The organism is uncultured Alistipes sp., assembly GCF_910580175.1.
Lineage (GTDB): Bacteria > Bacteroidota > Bacteroidia > Bacteroidales > Rikenellaceae > Alistipes.
In genome coordinates this window covers 70996-88690 of record NZ_CAJTXD010000006.1, presented here as the reverse complement: position 1 = coordinate 88690, position 17695 = coordinate 70996, and the positions used below count along the sequence as shown (strand labels likewise).

The following is a 17695-nucleotide window of genomic DNA, read 5'->3' as shown; positions in this document are numbered from 1 at the left end:
TTTTAATTTTTTATTGTTTTGGATCCTATTGCTTTCCGCCGCCATCTGCATGCCCGCCCCGAACTTTCGTTCCGGGAGCGGGAGACCGCCGCGTTCATCGCCGAGGCCCTGACCGCTTCGGATATCGCCCACCGGCCGATCGTCGGCACCGGCATCCTGGCCCGCATCGAGGGGCGCAGGGCGTGCGCCGACCGTCGGGCTGTGGTGTTGCGGGCCGATATCGACGCCTTGCCCGTAGAGGAACGCACGGGTCTCTCTTACGCTTCGCAGAATCCCGGGGTCATGCACGCCTGCGGCCACGACGTGCATGCCGCCGTGCTTTTCGGGGTGTTGCAGCGGTTGGCCGCCGCGCCCGATTTCCCGGGCACCGTTTTCGGTTTGTTCCAGCCTGGCGAGGAGTGCAATCCGGGCGGGGCGTCGCTCGTGCTGGCCGAGCACCCGTTCGAGGGATTCGACGTGCGGGCCGTCATCGGCGAGCATGTCGAGCCGCAGCTGGAGGTCGGGACGCTGGGCTTCCGCGCCGGTAAATACATGGCCGCCAGCGATGAACTGCGGCTGCGCGTGCGCGGCACGGGCGGTCACGGCGCCCTGCGCGGGCAGCTCAAAGACCCCGTGGGGGCCGGTGCGCAGCTCGTGACGCTCTTGCTGGCGCTCAACGGGCCGGAATGCGTGGTTTCGATCGGCCGGGTGGAGGCTCCCGGCGCTACCAACGTCGTGCCCGACGAGGTGTATATGGAGGGTACGCTCCGCACGTTCGACGACGAGGTGCGGACGGTGCTCCACGGCCGCATCGCCGAGTTGGCGGCCGAGGTCGACGCCTTGCACGGCGTACAGACCTTTGTCGACATCGGCACGGGCTATCCTCCGGTGGTCAACGATGCCCGCCTGGCCGACCGGGCCGCGGGGTTGGCCCGGGCCGCGGGGTTGCAGACAGAGATGCTGCCGCTGCGTACGACGGCCGAGGATTTCGGTTATTATTGCCGCCATTATCCCTCGCTCTTTTATCGCTTGGGCGTAGGACAGGCGGCAGGACGCCCCCATACGGGGAATTTTGCGCCCGACGAACGGGCGATCGACGTGGGTGCGGGCTTCATGGAGAGCCTGGCTCTGCAAATCATCAATGAAGAATGAAACAGACAAAGAAACAGCGTTCCGCCAAAGGAACCAAACACAACGACCGGGCGTCGATGATCCTCGATCTGCTCCGGGAGTTTCCCAACAATAAGTTTTCGCTCAAGCATCTGGCTTCGGCTTCGGGCGGTGCCTCCAAGGAAGGGCGCCGCGAGACGCTGGAGATTCTCGGACGGCTCTACGACAAGGGGATCGTCGAGGAGTGCGCCCGCGAGAAATACCGTCTCACGCGCATGCACCTGCCCCAGTACGAGGGTGTGGCCGAGATGACCTCCGGCGGATCGGTCTATGTGCGGGTCGAAGGGCTGGAGAGCGACATTTTCGTCAATCCGCGCAACGCCTCGACGGCGCTCGACGGCGACCGCGTGGAGGCGGTAGTCATGCACCGCGGTTCCGGCGGCAAGCTGGAGGGCGAGATCACGCGCATTGTCGAGCGGAGCCGCAGGCCCTACGTCGGCGTGGCCGAAGTGGGGGCGCACCAGATTTTCGTGCGGGTCGACTCGCGGCGCATGCCGATGGACATCTATCTGTCGAAGCGCACCTATCCCCAGGTGCACGACGGCGAGAAGGTCGTGGTGCGCATCGCCGACTGGCAGCCCGGCAGCAAAAGCCCCGTCGGCGAGCTGGTCGAGGTACTGGGCATGGCCGGACGCAACGACACCGAGATGCACGCCATCCTTTCGGAATACGAACTCCCTTACCGCTTCGAACCCCAAGTCGAGCAGGCCGCCCAGGCCATCGACGGACGTATATCGGCGCAGGAGATCGCCGCGCGGCGCGACTTCCGGTCGACGACGACCTTCACGGTCGATCCGGCCGATGCCAAGGATTTCGACGATGCCCTCTCGGTGCGCCGCATCCGCGACGGCGTGTGGGAGGTGGGCGTGCATATCGCCGACGTGACCCATTACGTGCATCCCCATTCGATCATCGACGAGGAGGCCGTCGTGCGCGGCACGTCGGTCTATCTGGTCGACCGCACCGTGCCGATGCTGCCCGAGCGCTTGTCCAACGAGCTGTGTTCGCTGCGCCCCGATGAGGACAGCCTTTGTTTTTCGGCGGTCTTCACGCTCAACGAGAATCTGGATATTCTCGACGAGTGGTTCGGCCGCACGGTGATCCATTCCGACCGCCGCTTTACCTACGCCGAGGCGCAGGAGATCATCGAGACGGGCCGCGGCGACTTCGCCGAGGAGGTCTCGACGCTCAACCGGCTGGCGCAGGAGCTGCGGCGCCAGCGTTTCAAGAACGGCGCCATCGCTTTCGATCGCGAAGAGGTCAAGTTCCGGCTCGACGAGGAGGGGCGGCCCGTGGGGGTCTACTTCAAGGAACAGACCGATTCGAACCGGATGATCGAGGAGTTCATGTTGCTGGCCAACCGCCGCGTGGCGGAGTTTTGCAGCAGCCGCATCGCCGACAACGGCCGCAAGGTGCCGCGCACGATGGTCTACCGCGTCCACGATGCCCCCAGCGAGGAGAAGTTGGATCGTTTCCGGCAGTTCATCTTGCGCTTCGGACTGGTGTTCAAGGCTTCGAAAGGCCGTGCCGTGGCCCGCGAGATGAACAAACTCTTTACCAAGGTAAAGGGTGCGAGCGAGGAGAATGCCGTGACGACGATGGCCGTGCGCTCCATGGCCAAGGCGTTCTACACGACCGACAACATCGGCCACTATGGGTTGGCGTTTCCCTATTATACACACTTCACGTCGCCCATCCGCCGTTATCCCGACATGATGGTGCACCGGCTTCTGGCCCGCTATCTGGCGGGTGGCAAGTCGGCCGACAAGCAGACGGTCGAGGAGTTGTGCGCTCGTTCTTCGGAGCGCGAGGTAATCGCGGCCGAGGCCGAACGGGCTTCGATCAAATACAAGATGGTGGAGTTCATGAAGGAGCGCCTCGGCGAGGAGTTCGAGGGCCATATCTCGGGGCTGACCGAGTGGGGCGTCTATGTCGAGCTGGACGAGACGCACATCGAGGGCATGGCGTTCCTGCGCGACGTGGAGGGCGATTATTTCGATTTCGACGAACAGCGCTACGAGGTCGTCGGCCGCATGACAGGCCGTCGCATGACGCTGGGCGATCCGGTGCGCATACGCGTGAAACGGGCCGACTTGCAAAAGCGGCAGCTGGATTTCGAACTCCTGCTGGATGGTGTCGCACGATCGGGGAGGGCCGCGAAATCGGGGAAGAGTTCGAAATCCGATTACCCCAAGGGTGCCGGCTCCGGTCGTGCGGGCAGCCGGAAGTCGGGCGGTTCCTCGCGCGGCAAGAGCGCCAAAGGTGCCAAAGTATCCTCAGAACCTCGGGGGAACAAAAGAGCCAAGGTCTCCCGGGCTTCCCGCAAACGATGAATAGGAGATTCGGATGCGATGATGAAAGGGGGCGGTCGTGTGCCCTGCTGACGTTGTTCCGGGTCGCAGGCCGCAGAGGGGCATTTTACCCTCCTCATAATCGTTCGGCCCATAATTAATTGTTCGCCCCTGCTGCAAGCATTTGCAGCAGGGGCGAATCGTTGTTTTCAGGGCGCTGGCTTGCACCCTTTTGCGTCGTGGCCCGATTTTATCCGATTCGGGCGCTGTCGTCTGCGTGCGGTTTGTCGCCCGCGTCGATCAGATTCTCCTCCGCTACGCCCAGGCTGCGGTAGTAGGCGTTCAGCTCGGCCAGCACGTCGCGGCGCTGGGCATAGGAGGCCAGATAGTAGAGGTCGCCCAGTTCGTCGAGCTTGTCGTCGATGATGCCCGATACCATGTCGCCCTGAATGTCCTCGAAGCGCAGGTAGTAGTCGATGTATTCGATCAGCGTGCGGGCATATTCCAGCAGCAGGGCGTCGCCTTTTTCGTCGGCCCCTTCCGCGCCCATCGCCCCGGCGGCATAGTATGCCTCAAGGAACGGATAGGTGTTGGTGTCGGAGAAGCGGATCTGCGACGTCGGCAGGCGTTCGAGTCCCAGGTCGAGCAGTTCGACGGCTTCGTCGGCCCGGTTCTGCCGCAGCAGTTCCTTGGCTACGCGGGCGAACGAGTCGCGGGTGTGCGCGGCGGCAAGGTTGTATTGCAGGAAGTAGTCGACGTAGACCTTCGGATCGGCCAGGTTGCCGTAGCGGAACGTCTCCTTGAGCAGCGGCACTGCACGGTCGGGATCGATGCGTCCGATCTCCCAGGCGCTCTGCATGGGGGTAAGGATCGGCACGAAGCGGTAGGCGTAGCCGTCGAACTGAAGGTAGTCGAGCAGCCCGAAGTCCTGGAGGATGTAGACCTGCGTCATGTAGATCGGGCGCTTCCAGTCGAAGTTGGCCAGCATGTCCAGAATCATCAGCTGACTCTTGTCCAAGGCATTCTTGCGCAGGTTGATGTATACGGTGTCGACCATCAGATCGCGGTCTTTCTCGGCCACGATGCCCGAGGCGATGGCGTTCTCCTTGTTTACAGGCAGGGCAATGCGCTTGGTGGGGATGTAGTCGGTCTGGGTGCCGTCTTCGAGGGTCAGTTTCGTGCGGGGGTCGTCGCTGCGCACGAAGTCGATCACTTGGCCGATCTCCACCGGACGATCGATGCGGTTGTTTACCGGTATCCAGTCGTTGGTGTAGGTGTACTTGCGCTTGGGCAGCGAGAAAGGCACGCCCGCGGCGTCGTTGGCCTTGGTCTTCATTTCGTCGATGTACCATTCGCCGCCCAGGTAGGAGGTGTTCATGATCCGCACGTCGGGACGTACGCCGTAGACCTCCTGGTTGTTCCACAGCGGGAAGGTGTCGTTGTCGCCGTAGTTCAGGATGATCGAGTTCGGCAGCGTCGACATGAGGTAGTTCCATCCGATATCGCGGGCCATGTAGCGGCCCGAGCGGTCGTGGTCGTCCCAGTTTTCTGCCGCCAGGATCGTCGGCACGCCCAGGCAGATCACGGTGGCTGCCGCGGCTACCGCCCTGTTGTCGCGTCGGGCGAGCCGGGCGATCAGGTCGCGCAGCGCCAGCACGCCCATCCCGATCCAGATGCAGAACGCATAGAACGACCCCGCGTATACGTAGTCGCGTTCGCGCGGCTCGGAGGGCGACGAGTTGAAGTAGACCACCAGCGCGATGCCCGTCATGATGAAAAGCCACATGACGACCGAGAAGTTGCGCTGGTCGCGGTTGAGCTGGTAGAGCAGGCCTGCGAGTCCCAGCAGGAAGGGCAGGAAATAGTAGGTGTTGCGTCCGCGGTTTTCAGCGATTTCGTGCGGCAGCCCGTCCTGCGGGCCGAGGAACTTCTCGTCGATCCACCGGATGCCCGAGAGCCAGTTGCCGTCGGTAATGGTCGTCGAGGTGGGCTGGATGTCGCTCTGGCGCCCGACGAAGTTCCACAGGAAGTAGCGCCAGTACATATAGGAGAGCTGATAGTTGAAGAAATAGTTCAGGTTCTCCAGGAACGTGGGTTCCACCACGGTGCGCATCTCGTAGCCGTCGTCGTAGGTGCGTCGCCGTCCGAAATCGAGGACTTCGCCCCGTATGGGGCGTCCCTGTTCGTCGCGCATGATTTCGCCCTTCTCGTCGCGCAGGGTCTCGATCTTGGTGCGGTAGGCAGCCCATTGCTTGTATTCCTTTTCGTCCTTGCGGTAGTCCCACATGCGGGGAAAGAGGTGCATGAATTCCGGTGCGTGGGTGTAGCCCGTGATGACGCTGGCCGGTTTGTACTTGCCGTCTTCGTCCAGATAGTAGAAGTGCTTTTCCTTGTAGTTCTGGGGCGGTGCCGAGTAGTAGGCGCCGTAGAGCAGGGGCCGGGCGCCGTACTGGTCGCGGTTGAGCACCGAGAGCAGCGCGTGGGGATTGTCGGGTTTGTTGGAGTTCATCGGCGGATTGGCTGCGGCGCGGATCGTTACCGAGGCGTAGGACGAGAATCCGACCAGAATCATCGTAATCGAGAGCAGGACGATGTTCCACACCGCCTTGCCGCGCTTGTGGGTCTCCCACGAAGCCCAGCCCGCTCCTGCGATGAGGGCCAGGGCGAAAAGCACCATGCCCGAGTTGACCGGCAGCCCCAGCGTGTTGACGAAGAAAAGGTCGAACATCGCGCCCACGTAGACCGTGTAGGGGATGATGATGCCGTTGATGACCAGCAGGATGGCACCGGCGATCAGCGTCGCGTAGACCAGGCCGCGCCACGTGACGGTCTGCGTGGTGCGGAAATAGTAGATGAAGACCAGCGCAGGGATGGTCAGCAGGTTGAGGATGTGCACGCCGATCGAAAGGCCCATCAGGTAGGCGATCAGCACGATCCAGCGCGAGGCATGGGGCTGGTCGGCCTGCTCCTCCCACTTGAGCATGAGCCACACTACCAGGGCGGTAAACATCGACGAGAGGGCGTAGACCTCGCCCTCGATGGCCGAGAACCAGAAGGTGTCGGTAAAAGTGTAGGCCAGCGCTCCGACGGCTCCGGCGCCCAGCACGGCCCAGGTGTCGGCCGTCGTCAGCTCATGACCGTTGCGCGTGACCAAGCGGCGGGCCAGGTGGGTAATCGTCCAGAAAAGGAAGAGGATGCAGAACGCGCTGGCCAGGGAGTTCATGGCATTGACGGCCATGCCGACATACTCCGGATTGCCGAAGGCGAAGAGCGTGGCCAGGCGTGCCAGCATCATGAAGAGCGGCGCTCCGGGCGGGTGGCCCACTTCGAGTTTGTAGCTCGTGGCGATGAACTCCGAGCAATCCCAGAGGCTCGATACGGGTTCCATCGTAAGCAGATAGACCGTCGCCGCCACGGCGAATACGGCCCAGCCGACGATGTTGTTCCAGCGTTTGAAAAAAGTCATACCTATTTATTATTCTGTTTCGTATAGACCGTTCCCGTCTTTCGGCGGGCAGGCCCCCGCCGTTTTCTGCAAAGGGGCGGATCGTTGTTCGGATTCCGATTTGCAAAAGTAATCATTTAACGTTGAATTGCAAGGGCTATTGCGTGCTGGGTTGCGTCTTGCATCCGATCTGTTCGGATCGAAGCAAGAAAAGATTCGGATTTTTTATCCCGGTTATTACAATAATTGCTAATTTTGTAAAAATTTTTTGGTTATGGAATCGAAACTCACGCTGTATAATACGCTTACCCGCCGCAAGGAGGAGTTCGAACCCCTGGTTCCCGGCCGCGCCGGCATGTATGTTTGCGGTCCGACGGTCTACGGCGATCCCCACCTGGGCCATGCGCGCCCGGCCGTGACGTTCGACCTGCTGTTCCGCTACCTGAAGGCGGCGGGTTACAAAGTGCGTTACGTGCGCAACATTACCGATGTCGGCCATCTGGAGCACGACGCCGACGAGGGCGAGGACAAGATTGCCAAGAAAGCGCGGCTCGAAGAACTGGAGCCTATGGAGGTGGCGCACTACTATACCGAGCGTTACCACCGGGCCATGGAGGCGCTCAACGTCGAAAGCCCTTCCATCGAACCCCATGCCTCGGGCCACATCATCGAGCAGATCGCTTTCGTGCAGCGCATTCTCGACGAGGGTTTCGCCTACGTGTCGAACGGCTCGGTCTATTTCGACGTCGAGAAATACAATGCCAAGCATAACTACGGCCGCCTTTCGGGCCGTAACCTCGACGACATCGTGTCCAACACGCGCGAGCTGGACGGCCAGAGCGATAAGCGCCATTCCTACGACTTCGCGTTGTGGAAAAAGGCATCGCCCGAGCATATCATGCGTTGGCCCTCGCCCTGGAGCGACGGATTCCCCGGCTGGCACATGGAGTGTTCGGCCATGTCGACGCGTTACCTGGGCGAGCGTTTCGACATCCACGGCGGCGGCATGGACTTGATGTTCCCCCACCACGAGTGCGAGATCGCCCAGTCGACCGCGGCTCTCGGCCACGATTCGGCACGTTATTGGGTGCACAACAACATGATTACGATCAACGGCCAGAAGATGGGCAAGTCGCTGGGCAATTTCATTACCTTGGAGGAGTTGTTCACGGGCAGCCACAAGTTGCTGGCGCAGGCCTATTCGCCCATGACGATCCGTTTCTTCGTCTTGCAGGCCCATTATCGTTCGACGCTCGATTTCTCCAACGAGGCGTTGCAGGCCGCCGAGAAGGGCCTCGACCGCCTGATGAAGGGCATCGAGACGCTCGGCAAGATCAAGCCCGCCGACTCTTCGACGGTCGATCCGTCGGAGCTGGAGAAGCGCTGCCGTGCGGCTATGGACGACGATTTGAATTCGCCCATGGTCATTTCGGCGCTTTTCGACTGGGTGCGCACGATCAACCAGCTTCTCGACGGTACGCAGACCATCACGGCGGCCGATCTGGGGACGCTGGCGGCCACCGTTCGCCGCTATGCGTTCGACATCTTGGGTCTGAAAGACGAGAAGGCGGCCGGCGCGGCTTCGGGGCGCGACTATGTGACCCCGCTGGTCGAAATGTTGCTCGCCGAGCGTTTGCAGGCCCGCGCCGCCAAGGACTGGGCCGCTTCCGACCGCATCCGCGATGGGCTGGCTGCGGCCGGCATCCGCGTCAAGGATCGCAAGGACGGCAGCGACTGGGAGTTGGAATAGCCGGTTTTTTAGTTTTTCAGGTCTTAATTTTCGAACAAGGTGTCTGAATTCAAGTCGGCAGCTGCGGAATTGGGAACGGAGCGTATCCGCAAATTGTTGGTGCAGTATGCTGTGCCGGCCATCATCGCCATGACCGCTTCGTCGCTCTACAACATGGTCGACAGCATCTTCATCGGCCATGGCGTGGGGCCGCTGGCCATTTCGGGTCTGGCGTTGACGTTCCCGCTGATGAACCTCGCTGCCGCTTTCGGGTCGCTCGTCGGCGTGGGTGCCGCGACGCTCGTGTCGATGCGTTTGGGGCAGCGCGACTACGGTACGGCCCGGGACGTGTTGGGCAATGTCGTGGTGCTCAATACGATCATCGGTGTGGGCTTCGGCCTGCTGACGCTGGCGTTTCTCGATCCGATCCTCTATTTCTTCGGCGCCAGCGACGCCACGATCGGTTATGCCCGCGAGTATATGGTCATCATCCTCGCCGGCAACGTCGTCACGCACATGTACTTGGGTCTGAATGCCGTACTGCGGGCCGCCGGACATCCCCGCAAGTCGATGTACGCCACTATCAACACCGTGGCCATCAATACGTTGCTCGATCCGTTGTTCATCTTCGGGTTCGGCTGGGGCATCCGCGGCGCCGCGATCGCCACCATCCTCGCGCAGGTCGTGTCGCTCGTCTGGCAGTTCCGGATTCTCTCCGACAAGAGCGAGCTGCTGCATTTCAGCCGCGGCATCTACCGGCTGCGCAGCCGCATCGTGCGCGATATCCTGGCCATCGGCATGTCGCCGTTCTTGATGAACTTGGCGGCCTGCTTCATCGTCATTCTCATCAATAAAGGGTTGAAGCAGTACGGCGGCGACCTGATGATCGGCGCCTACGGCATCGTCAACCGCCTGGGCTTCTTCTTCGTGATGATCGTCATGGGCGTCAACCAGGGCATGCAGCCGATCGCCGGCTACAACTTCGGCGCCCGGCAGTACGAGCGCGTCCTGCGGGTGTTGAGGCTCACGATCATGGGCGCCACGGCCGTTACGACCCTCGGTTTTCTGATCGGCGAGCTGACTCCGCGATTGGCCGTGTCGCTTTTCACGGCCGACGAGGAGTTGATCCGTCTCGCCGCCACCGGCATGCGCATCACTTTTCTTTTCTTCCCGATCATCGGATTCCAGATGGTCGCCACCAACTTTTTCCAGAGCATCGGCATGGCCGGCAAGGCGATTTTCTTGTCGTTGTCGCGGCAGTTGTTGTTCCTCTTGCCCGGGTTGTTGTTCCTGCCGTCGCTTTTCGAGCGGTTTTCCGAATGGAACGGCGGCTGGGGCGTGTGGTGCGCCATGCCGTTGTCCGATGTCTTGGCTGCCTTGGTCTCGTTCTTCATGTTGACGGCCCAGTTGCGCAAGTTCCGCACGATGATGTCCACGCAAACTCTCAACGACTCGTACGATGGAAAATAGATTCGTTATCAACATAGGCCGCCAGTTGGGCAGCGGCGGACGCGAGGTCGGCGAAGTGCTGGCCCGGCGTCTGGGCATCGAATTGTACGACAAGAAGTTGATCAACCTTGCCGCCCAGCAGAGCGGATTGTGTCCCGAGGTGTTCGAGCGGGCCGATGAAAAGGAGTCGCACAACCGTTTGGCGACTCTCTTGAGTTACTTGCGCGCGCCCTTTGCCGGCGATGGCGGCGCCACGACCGATGTCTTGTCGGGCGATGCGTTGTTCAAGATTCAGAGCGACGTCATCCGCGAGGTCGCGGCCCGCGAGTCGGCTTTGTTCGTGGGGCGCTGCGCCGATTACATTCTGCGGGAGCATCCCCGCATGGTCAGCGTCTTCATTACGGCCGACGATGCCGATCGTATTCGGCGCATCTGCGCGCGTACGGGGTGCTCCGAGGCCGAGGCGCGGCAGATCATGGCGCGCGGCGACGCCCGGCGCGCCGATTACTATAATTACTTCAGTTTGCGGACTTGGGGCGCTGCGGCTTCCTATGATCTGTGCGTGAGCACTTCGGCATTGGGCGTCGAGTCGGCCGCCGACCTGATCCTCCGCTTTGCCGCCCGCAAGCTCGATTTGAAAATGGATTTATGATTGTCGACGAACAGATCAAGGAGTTGGCCGAGCGTCGCCGGACGCTGGAGCGTTGCCTGAATATCGAACAAAAGCGGATCGACCTCCAGAACGAGGAGGAGAAGACCCAGGCGCCGGAGTTCTGGAACGACCCCGCCGCCGCGCGCGAGCAGTTGCGCAAGGTAGCCGTCATCAAGGCTTGGGTCGAGGATTACGACGCCGTGCGCAAGGATGTCGAGGATTTGGAGTTGATGCCCGATTTCGTGAAGGAGGGCGTCGTCAGCGATGCCGAGTTGGACGAGCATTATGCCCGTACGCTCGACCGCATCGAGAAGTTGGAGATGCGCAACATGCTGCGCCGCGACGAGGACAAGCTCGGCGCCATTTTGGACATCAACGCCGGAGCCGGCGGCACCGAGGCGCTCGACTGGGCTTCGATGCTCATGCGCATGTACACCCGTTGGGGCGAGGCCCACGGTTACAAGGTCAAGGTGCTCGACTTCCAGGCCGGCGACGAGGTGGGCGTCAAGTCGTGTACGCTCGAATTCGAGGGCGAGTACGCCTACGGTTACCTCAAGAGCGAAAACGGCGTCCACCGCATGGTGCGGCTCTCGCCGTTCAACGCCAACAACAAGCGGCAGACTACTTTCGCGTCGGTCTTCGTCTCGCCGGCCGTCGACGACACGATCGAGATCACGGTCAACCCCTCCGACATCGAGTGGGACACGTTCCGTTCGTCGGGCGCCGGCGGTCAGAACGTCAACAAGGTCGAGACGGCCGTGCGGCTGCGCTATCATGGCAAGGACGCCGATACGGGCGAGCCGGTGGAGTTCCTGATCGAGAACATGGAGACCCGCTCCCAGCTGATGAACCGCGAGAACGCCATGCGCATCCTCAAATCGAAGCTCTACCAGCGCGAGTTGGACAAGCGCATGGCTACGCAGCAGGCGCTCGAAGCCTCCAAAAAGAAGATCGAGTGGGGGTCGCAGATCCGTTCCTACGTCTTCGACGACCGCCGCGTCAAGGATCATCGCACCGGCTGCCAGACTTCGGCCGTCGAGGCCGTCATGGACGGCGATCTGGATGCTTTCATCAAGGCCTATTTGATGGAGTTCGGGGCCGAGGCGTAAATCCGTTCCCGCTCCGAACGGCGGACGGCGTCACCCACGTGCCACCCACGTGCCACCCACGTGCCACCCACGCTCCACTCACGTGCTACCCACGTGCGGCCGGCCATTTCTTGTGTGCCTGTTGCGCGGCCGATTCTTTCTGCGCACTGGCCGGGTGCGGTCGATTGTTTTTTGCATGCCGGCCCCGGCCGGATTCTTCTCCTCCCGGTGTTTTCCGCCGCTTCGTCCGCTATGCAGTTAGCGTAAAAGGCGGCTGCTCCGAATCGGTCGTACAGCGGGGTGGCGGGGCGAAGCGGCCGATGCTTAGCGTAAAATCGGCGATAAGGTTGTTTTTTCGTCTCGAAATACTTAATTTTACAATCACAACCTAACCGCGCCGACCTCTCATGTCTGTTCAGATGAACCAATCGCTCTCGGTCGACTGCGCCGTCTTCGGATTCGACGGCCGGTCGCTCAAGGTTTTGCTTGTCGAGCGGCGCGATTACGATCCCGGCACCCACCTCGACCGGCTCAAGCTGCCCGGCGCCATGATTCTGGAGAACGAGACGCTCCCCGCTGCGGCCAGCCGCGTGCTCGCCGAGGCGACCGGGCTGCGCGAAATCTACCTCAAGCAGATGGAGATATTCTCCGACCCTGCCCGCGTGGCCGGCGAGGAGTTGGAGTGGATCAACCGCTACCATGGCATCCGTACCGAGCGCGTGGTAACCGTGGGTTACTATGCCCTGGTCAAGCTCGACGGCCGCGTGGTCGCCTATACGGCAGGCAAGGGCGCCCAGTGGGTCGAGGTCGAGGCCATCCAGCGGCTGGCGATGGATCACAAGCAGATTCTGGCCGCCGCCCTGGCGCATCTGTGCCGCGAGATGTTGCAGTCGCCCGTGGCGTTCGAGCTGCTGCCCCGCAAGTTCACGATCCGCGAGTTGCAGAACCTCTATTCGGCCGTGCTGGGCATCGAGATCGACAACCGCAATTTCCGCAAGAAGATTCTTTCATCGGGTTTACTCGCACCTACCGGCGAGCAGGAGCAGGGCGTGGCGCATAAGCCTGCGCAGTATTATATGTTCGATCGGCAGGCCTACAAGAAGGCCCTCAAGCAGAAGTTGCGGTTGGATTTCATCAATAGTTGGCGTTATTGAAACGAATCATGAATACGAATATGAAAACTTTAGGTATCGATATCGGTTCTTCATCGGTCAAGGTCTCGTTGTTGGACGTGGAGAGCGGGCGTTGCGTCGCTTCGTCGACCAATCCTTCGCAGGAGATGCCCATCGACGCGCCGCAGTCCGGCTGGGCCGAGCAAGACCCCGAAATGTGGTGGCGTTATGCGGTGGAGGGCATCCGCAGCATCGCCGCGGCAGGCCATTCCATGCAGGAGGTGCGGGCCGTCGGCATCACTTACCAGATGCACGGCCTGGTCTGCCTCGACAGCTCCGGCGCGCCCTTGCGCAAGGCGATCATCTGGTGCGATTCGCGCGCCGTTGGGATCGGCGCCGAGGCATTGGAGGCTGTCGGGCGCGACTTCTGCTTGGAGCATGCGCTCAATTCGCCGGGCAACTTCACGGCTTCCAAGCTGGCATGGGTCAAGCGTAACGAACCCGACTTGTTCGCCCGCATCGACAAGTTCATGTTGCCGGGCGATTACATCGCCTACAAGCTCTCGGGCGCCGTTTCGACCACGGTCAGCGGACTCTCGGAGCAGATTCTCTGGGATTTCAAGGAGGAGCGGCGCGCTGATTTCGTGGCCGATCATTACGGCATTCCCCATGCGATGATCCCCGACGCGGGCGTTTCGATCGGTGTCGGCGGCTATACGGACAAGGCGACGGAAGATGCACTCGGCATCCCTGCCGGCACGCCCATCAGCTACCGTGCCGGCGACCAGCCCAACAACGCCTTTTCGCTCAATGTCATGGAGGTGGGCGAGATCGCCGCGACGGGCGGTACCAGCGGCGTGGTCTACGGCGTGGTCGACACGCCGAAGGCCGACCCCAAGTCGCGCGTCAATACGTTCGTCCACGTCAACCATACGGTGCAGACCCCGCGCTACGGGATTCTGCTCTGCATCAACGGCACGGGCATCCTCAATTCGTGGGTGCGCCGCCATATCGTTCAGCAGACGGTCGACTATGCCGAGATGAACCGCCTGGCCGAGCAGGCTCCTGCCGGCTGCGACGGCTTGTCGATGCTGCCGTTCGGCAACGGTGCCGAGCGCATGCTCGAAAACCGCTGCACCGGCGCTGCGGTCGAGGGAATCGACTTCAATCGCCATACGACGGCCCATCTGCTGCGCGCCGCGCAGGAGGGCATCGCTTTCTCGTTCCGCTACGGCATCGACATCATGCGGTCGCTGGGCTTGAAGCCCGACGTGATTCGTGCCGGCCGGGCCAACCTGTTCCTTTCGCCGCTTTTCCGCCGCACGCTGGCTACGCTTACCGGTGCCCGCATCGAGTTGTTCGATACCGACGGTGCGTTGGGTGCCGCCCGCGGCGCCGCTTTGGGGGCAGGGTTGTACCGGTCGCGCGAGGAGGCCTTCGCGTCGCTTGCCCGTCTGGAGGTCGTCGAACCTGCGGCGGACGACCGCGAAGCGTTGGAAGAGGCCTACGCACGATGGAAAGAAATGCTGGAAACGAAAATCGGAAAATGATCGCGGTGCCGGCTTCCGTGCGGGCCGCACCGATATTCAGTTGCGAATCATGATTTAAAATATCTTTAAAAAACATTATCATTATGGCAAAAACTTATTTCCCCACCGTGGGCAAGATTGCGTTCGAGGGCGCAGGTTCCAAGAATCCGATGGCATTCCGCTATTATGAACCCGAACGTGTGGTCAAAGGCCGCAAGATGAAAGATTGGCTGCGTTTCTCGATGGCGTGGTGGCATACGCTCTGCGCCGAGGGCGCCGACCAGTTCGGCGGCGGTACGAAGACGTTCCCCTGGAACGAAGCGGCCTGCCCCATCGAGCGTGCCAAAGCCAAGATGGACGCCGGTTTCGAGTTCATGCAGAAGATGGGCATCGAGTACTACTGCTTCCACGATGTCGACCTGGTGGACGAAGACCCCGATCCCGCCAAGTACGAGGCGAACCTCAAGGAGATCGTGGCCTACGCCAAGCAGAAGCAGGCCGAGACGGGCATCAAGCTGTTGTGGGGCACAGCCAACGTCTTCGGCAATGCCCGCTACATGAACGGTGCCTCGACCAACCCCGATTTCGACACGGCGGCCCGCGCCATGCTTCAGATCAAGAACGCCATCGACGCCACGATCGAGCTGGGCGGCGAGAACTACGTCTTCTGGGGCGGCCGCGAAGGCTACATGTCGTTGCTCAACACCGATATGAAGCGCGAGAAGGAGCATATGGCCACCATGCTGACCATGGCTCGCGACTACGCCCGTTCGAAGGGTTTCAAGGGCAACTTCCTCATCGAGCCGAAGCCCATGGAGCCGATGAAGCACCAGTACGACGTCGACACCGAGACGGTCATCGGCTTCCTGCGCGCTCATGGCCTGGACAAGGATTTCAAGGTCAACATCGAGGTCAACCACGCCACGCTGGCCGGCCATACCTTCGAGCATGAGTTGCAGTGCGCCGTCGATGCCGGCATGCTGGGTTCGATCGACGCCAACCGCGGCGACTACCAGAACGGCTGGGATACCGACCAGTTCCCCATCGACCTCTACGAGATGGTGCAGGCCATGTTGGTAATCGTGCGCGGCGGCGGTTTGCAGGGCGGCGGCACGAACTTCGACGCCAAGACGCGCCGCAACTCGACCGACCCCGAAGACCTCTTCATCGCCCACATCGCTGCGATGGACATCATGGCCCGCGCCTTGTTGATCGCCGCCGATCTGTTGGAGAACTCGCCTTACGAGAAGATGATCGCCGAGCGCTACGCTTCCTACGACAAGGGCGAGGGCAAGGCTTTCGAGGAGGGCAAGCTCACGCTGGAGCAGGTGGCCGACTACGCCCGCACCCACGAACCCGTCCAGCACAGCGGCAAGCAGGAGCTGTACGAGGCGATCGTGAACATGTACATCTAAATTGTCTTTCGGAGCGGAGGGCTGCACGCCCTCCGCTCCGATTTTCCAACCGACCTAAAACTCCGACTAAAATGACCGATTCAAAAACCGGCAGCCGCCTTTATCTGTTCTCCGTCGTCCTGGTGGCGATCATCGGCGGCTTGCTCTTCGGCTACGACACCGCGGTGGTGTCGGGTGCCGAAAAAGCTCTCGAAAACTTCTTCCAAGGCGGCTTGGGCGCGCTCTATACTTCGGGTTGGCACGGCTTCACGGCCTCCAGCGCGCTGCTGGGCTGCGTGATCGGCGGTGCGATTTCCGGTCTGCTCGCTTCGCGCTTCGGCCGCAAGCGTTCGCTGCTCATCGCTGCGGTGCTCTTTTTCGTCTCGGCCCTCGGGTCGTGGTGCCCCGAAAGCGGGGTGCTGCCCTATGGCCAGGCGTCGAAAACCCTGCTCGTGGTGTTCAACTTCTACCGCATCCTCGGCGGCATCGGCGTGGGTCTCGCTTCGGCCGTGTGCCCGATGTACATCGCCGAGATTTCGCCCGCCAAGATTCGCGGTACGCTCGTGTCCTGCAATCAGTTCGCCATCATCTTCGGCATGCTGGTGGTGTACTTCGCCAATTACATGATCCGTAATTCGTTGGGCGACAGCACCGAGGCCGTCCAGTCCGCCATGAATGCCATCGGATGGCGCCGCATGTTCGTCAGCGAGGCTTTCCCCGCCGGCATCTTCGGGTTGTTGGTGCTCTTCATCCCCGAGACGCCCCGTTTTCTGGCTCTGAAGGGCCGCGACGAAAAGGCCTATTCGATTCTCGCCCACATCAACGGCCCGGACGAGGCCCGCTCGATCCTCGACCAGATCAAGGCTACGGTGCACGAGAAGCGCGAGCACATCTTCGCCTACGGCATCGCCGTGGTCGTCATCGGCATTCTGCTGTCGTTCTTCCAGCAGGCCGTGGGCATCAACGTCGTGTTGTATTATGCGCCCCGCATCTTCGAGAACATGGGCGCTTCGGGCGACGCTTCGATGATGCAGACCGTGGTCATGGGCGTCGTGAACATCATCTTCACGGTCGTCGCCATCTTCACGGTCGACCGCATGGGCCGCAAACCGTTGCTCATCATCGGTTCGGTCGGCATGATGATCGGCATGATCGCTCTGGCCGCGTTGTCGTTCACCGATTCGATCGGCATGGCGGCGTTGGTGTTCATCATCATCTACACCGCGTCGTTCATGATGTCGTGGGGGCCGATCTGCTGGGTGTTGATCGCCGAAATCTTCCCCAACACCATCCGTTCGCAGGCCGTGGCCATCGCCGTAGCGGCGCAGTGGATCTCCAATTTCCTCGTCTCGGCTACGTTCCCTTCGTTGAGCGCCTGGAGCGTCGGCGGCACGTATTGCATCTATGCGTTGATGTCGTTGCTTTCGGCCCTCTTCGTGTGGCGTTGGGTGCCCGAAACCAAGGGCAAGACTTTGGAGGAGATGTCGCAGTTGTGGAAAAAATAGCTCGTCGCATTTTTCCGACTTACCGAAAGTTCCGGAGCCGCAAAGGTTCCGGAACTTTTTTTGCGGATGAGCATGCGTACAATACGACGTCGATGTCCGCGGCCTGCGTTTTTTTCGGCGGCGGACCGCCGCCCGGTCGGGACCTTGCAGCGCCGGTTCGGGCAGGAATATCGTTTTAAGTTTTCTTTTTTTGATTATTAGTTCTATCTTTGCCCCGATATTTCGAAGGGGTGCCTTACTATCAGGCTGAGATTATACCCATTGAACCGGATACGGATAATGCCGAAACCGGGAATACGCGTAATCGACACACATACCCCTTTTCATTCTTTAACCCAAAATTAAAGTATCT

General features: G+C 61.1%; 11 protein-coding genes and 1 riboswitch. Of the genes, 10 read left to right on the top strand and 1 reads right to left on the bottom strand.

The window, feature by feature from the left end; translation table 11 throughout:
• The first annotated feature begins 18 nt into the window (after window positions 1-18).
• Together QZ298_RS07940 and rnr are read left to right on the top strand one after the other, a co-directional pair.
• Complete coding sequence (locus tag QZ298_RS07940; RefSeq protein ID WP_296007749.1) at window positions 19-1131, top strand: M20 family metallopeptidase; 1113 nt, start codon at window positions 19-21, stop codon at window positions 1129-1131.
• Entirely contained in the window at window positions 1128-3482 is a 2355-nt protein-coding gene (rnr, locus tag QZ298_RS07935; protein WP_296007746.1) for a ribonuclease R, read from the top strand. The genes QZ298_RS07940 and rnr overlap by 4 nt, the downstream gene beginning before the upstream one ends.
• A 208-nt stretch (window positions 3483-3690) precedes the next feature.
• Here rnr and QZ298_RS07930 read toward each other — a convergent pair whose 3' ends face one another.
• Window positions 3691-6906 (bottom strand): DUF2723 domain-containing protein, encoded by a 3216-nt coding sequence (locus QZ298_RS07930; protein WP_296007743.1) that lies wholly within the window; start codon window positions 6904-6906, stop codon window positions 3691-3693.
• 253 nt (window positions 6907-7159) lie between these two features.
• Here QZ298_RS07930 and cysS point away from each other — a divergent pair, with 253 nt between their 5' ends.
• From cysS to xylE, 8 genes are all read left to right on the top strand, one after another.
• The gene (gene cysS / locus QZ298_RS07925; RefSeq protein WP_296007740.1) at window positions 7160-8635 is read left to right on the top strand and encodes a cysteine--tRNA ligase; all 1476 of its coding nucleotides are present in this window, start codon (window positions 7160-7162) and stop codon (window positions 8633-8635) included.
• Between the two features lie 39 nt (window positions 8636-8674).
• The gene (locus QZ298_RS07920) at window positions 8675-10084 is read left to right on the top strand and encodes an MATE family efflux transporter (RefSeq protein ID WP_296007737.1); all 1410 of its coding nucleotides are present in this window, start codon (window positions 8675-8677) and stop codon (window positions 10082-10084) included.
• On the top strand, window positions 10074-10715 hold the full coding sequence (locus tag QZ298_RS07915; protein ID WP_296007734.1) for a cytidylate kinase-like family protein: 642 nt from the start codon (window positions 10074-10076) through the stop codon (window positions 10713-10715). The genes QZ298_RS07920 and QZ298_RS07915 overlap by 11 nt, the downstream gene beginning before the upstream one ends.
• A complete protein-coding gene (gene prfB / locus QZ298_RS07910) occupies window positions 10712-11824 on the top strand; it encodes a peptide chain release factor 2 (protein ID WP_296007731.1) in 1113 nt (370 codons plus the stop codon). The genes QZ298_RS07915 and prfB overlap by 4 nt, the downstream gene beginning before the upstream one ends.
• A gap of 386 nt (window positions 11825-12210) precedes the next feature.
• Entirely contained in the window at window positions 12211-12957 is a 747-nt protein-coding gene (locus tag QZ298_RS07905; RefSeq protein ID WP_296007728.1) for an NUDIX domain-containing protein, read from the top strand.
• A 20-nt stretch (window positions 12958-12977) separates the two neighbouring features.
• Window positions 12978-14465: an FGGY family carbohydrate kinase gene (locus tag QZ298_RS07900; protein WP_296007725.1), complete on the top strand. Its 1488-nt coding sequence runs from the start codon at window positions 12978-12980 to the stop codon at window positions 14463-14465.
• A gap of 80 nt (window positions 14466-14545) precedes the next feature.
• Window positions 14546-15859 carry a xylose isomerase gene (gene xylA / locus QZ298_RS07895; RefSeq protein ID WP_296007972.1) on the top strand — a complete coding sequence of 438 codons (1314 nt, stop codon included), beginning with the start codon at window positions 14546-14548 and terminating at the stop codon, window positions 15857-15859.
• A 71-nt stretch (window positions 15860-15930) separates the two neighbouring features.
• A complete protein-coding gene (gene xylE / locus QZ298_RS07890; RefSeq protein WP_296007724.1) occupies window positions 15931-17343 on the top strand; it encodes a D-xylose transporter XylE in 1413 nt (470 codons plus the stop codon).
• 217 nt (window positions 17344-17560) lie between these two features.
• Window positions 17561-17655: riboswitch (TPP riboswitch) on the top strand.
• Window positions 17656-17695: the final 40 nt, after the last annotated feature.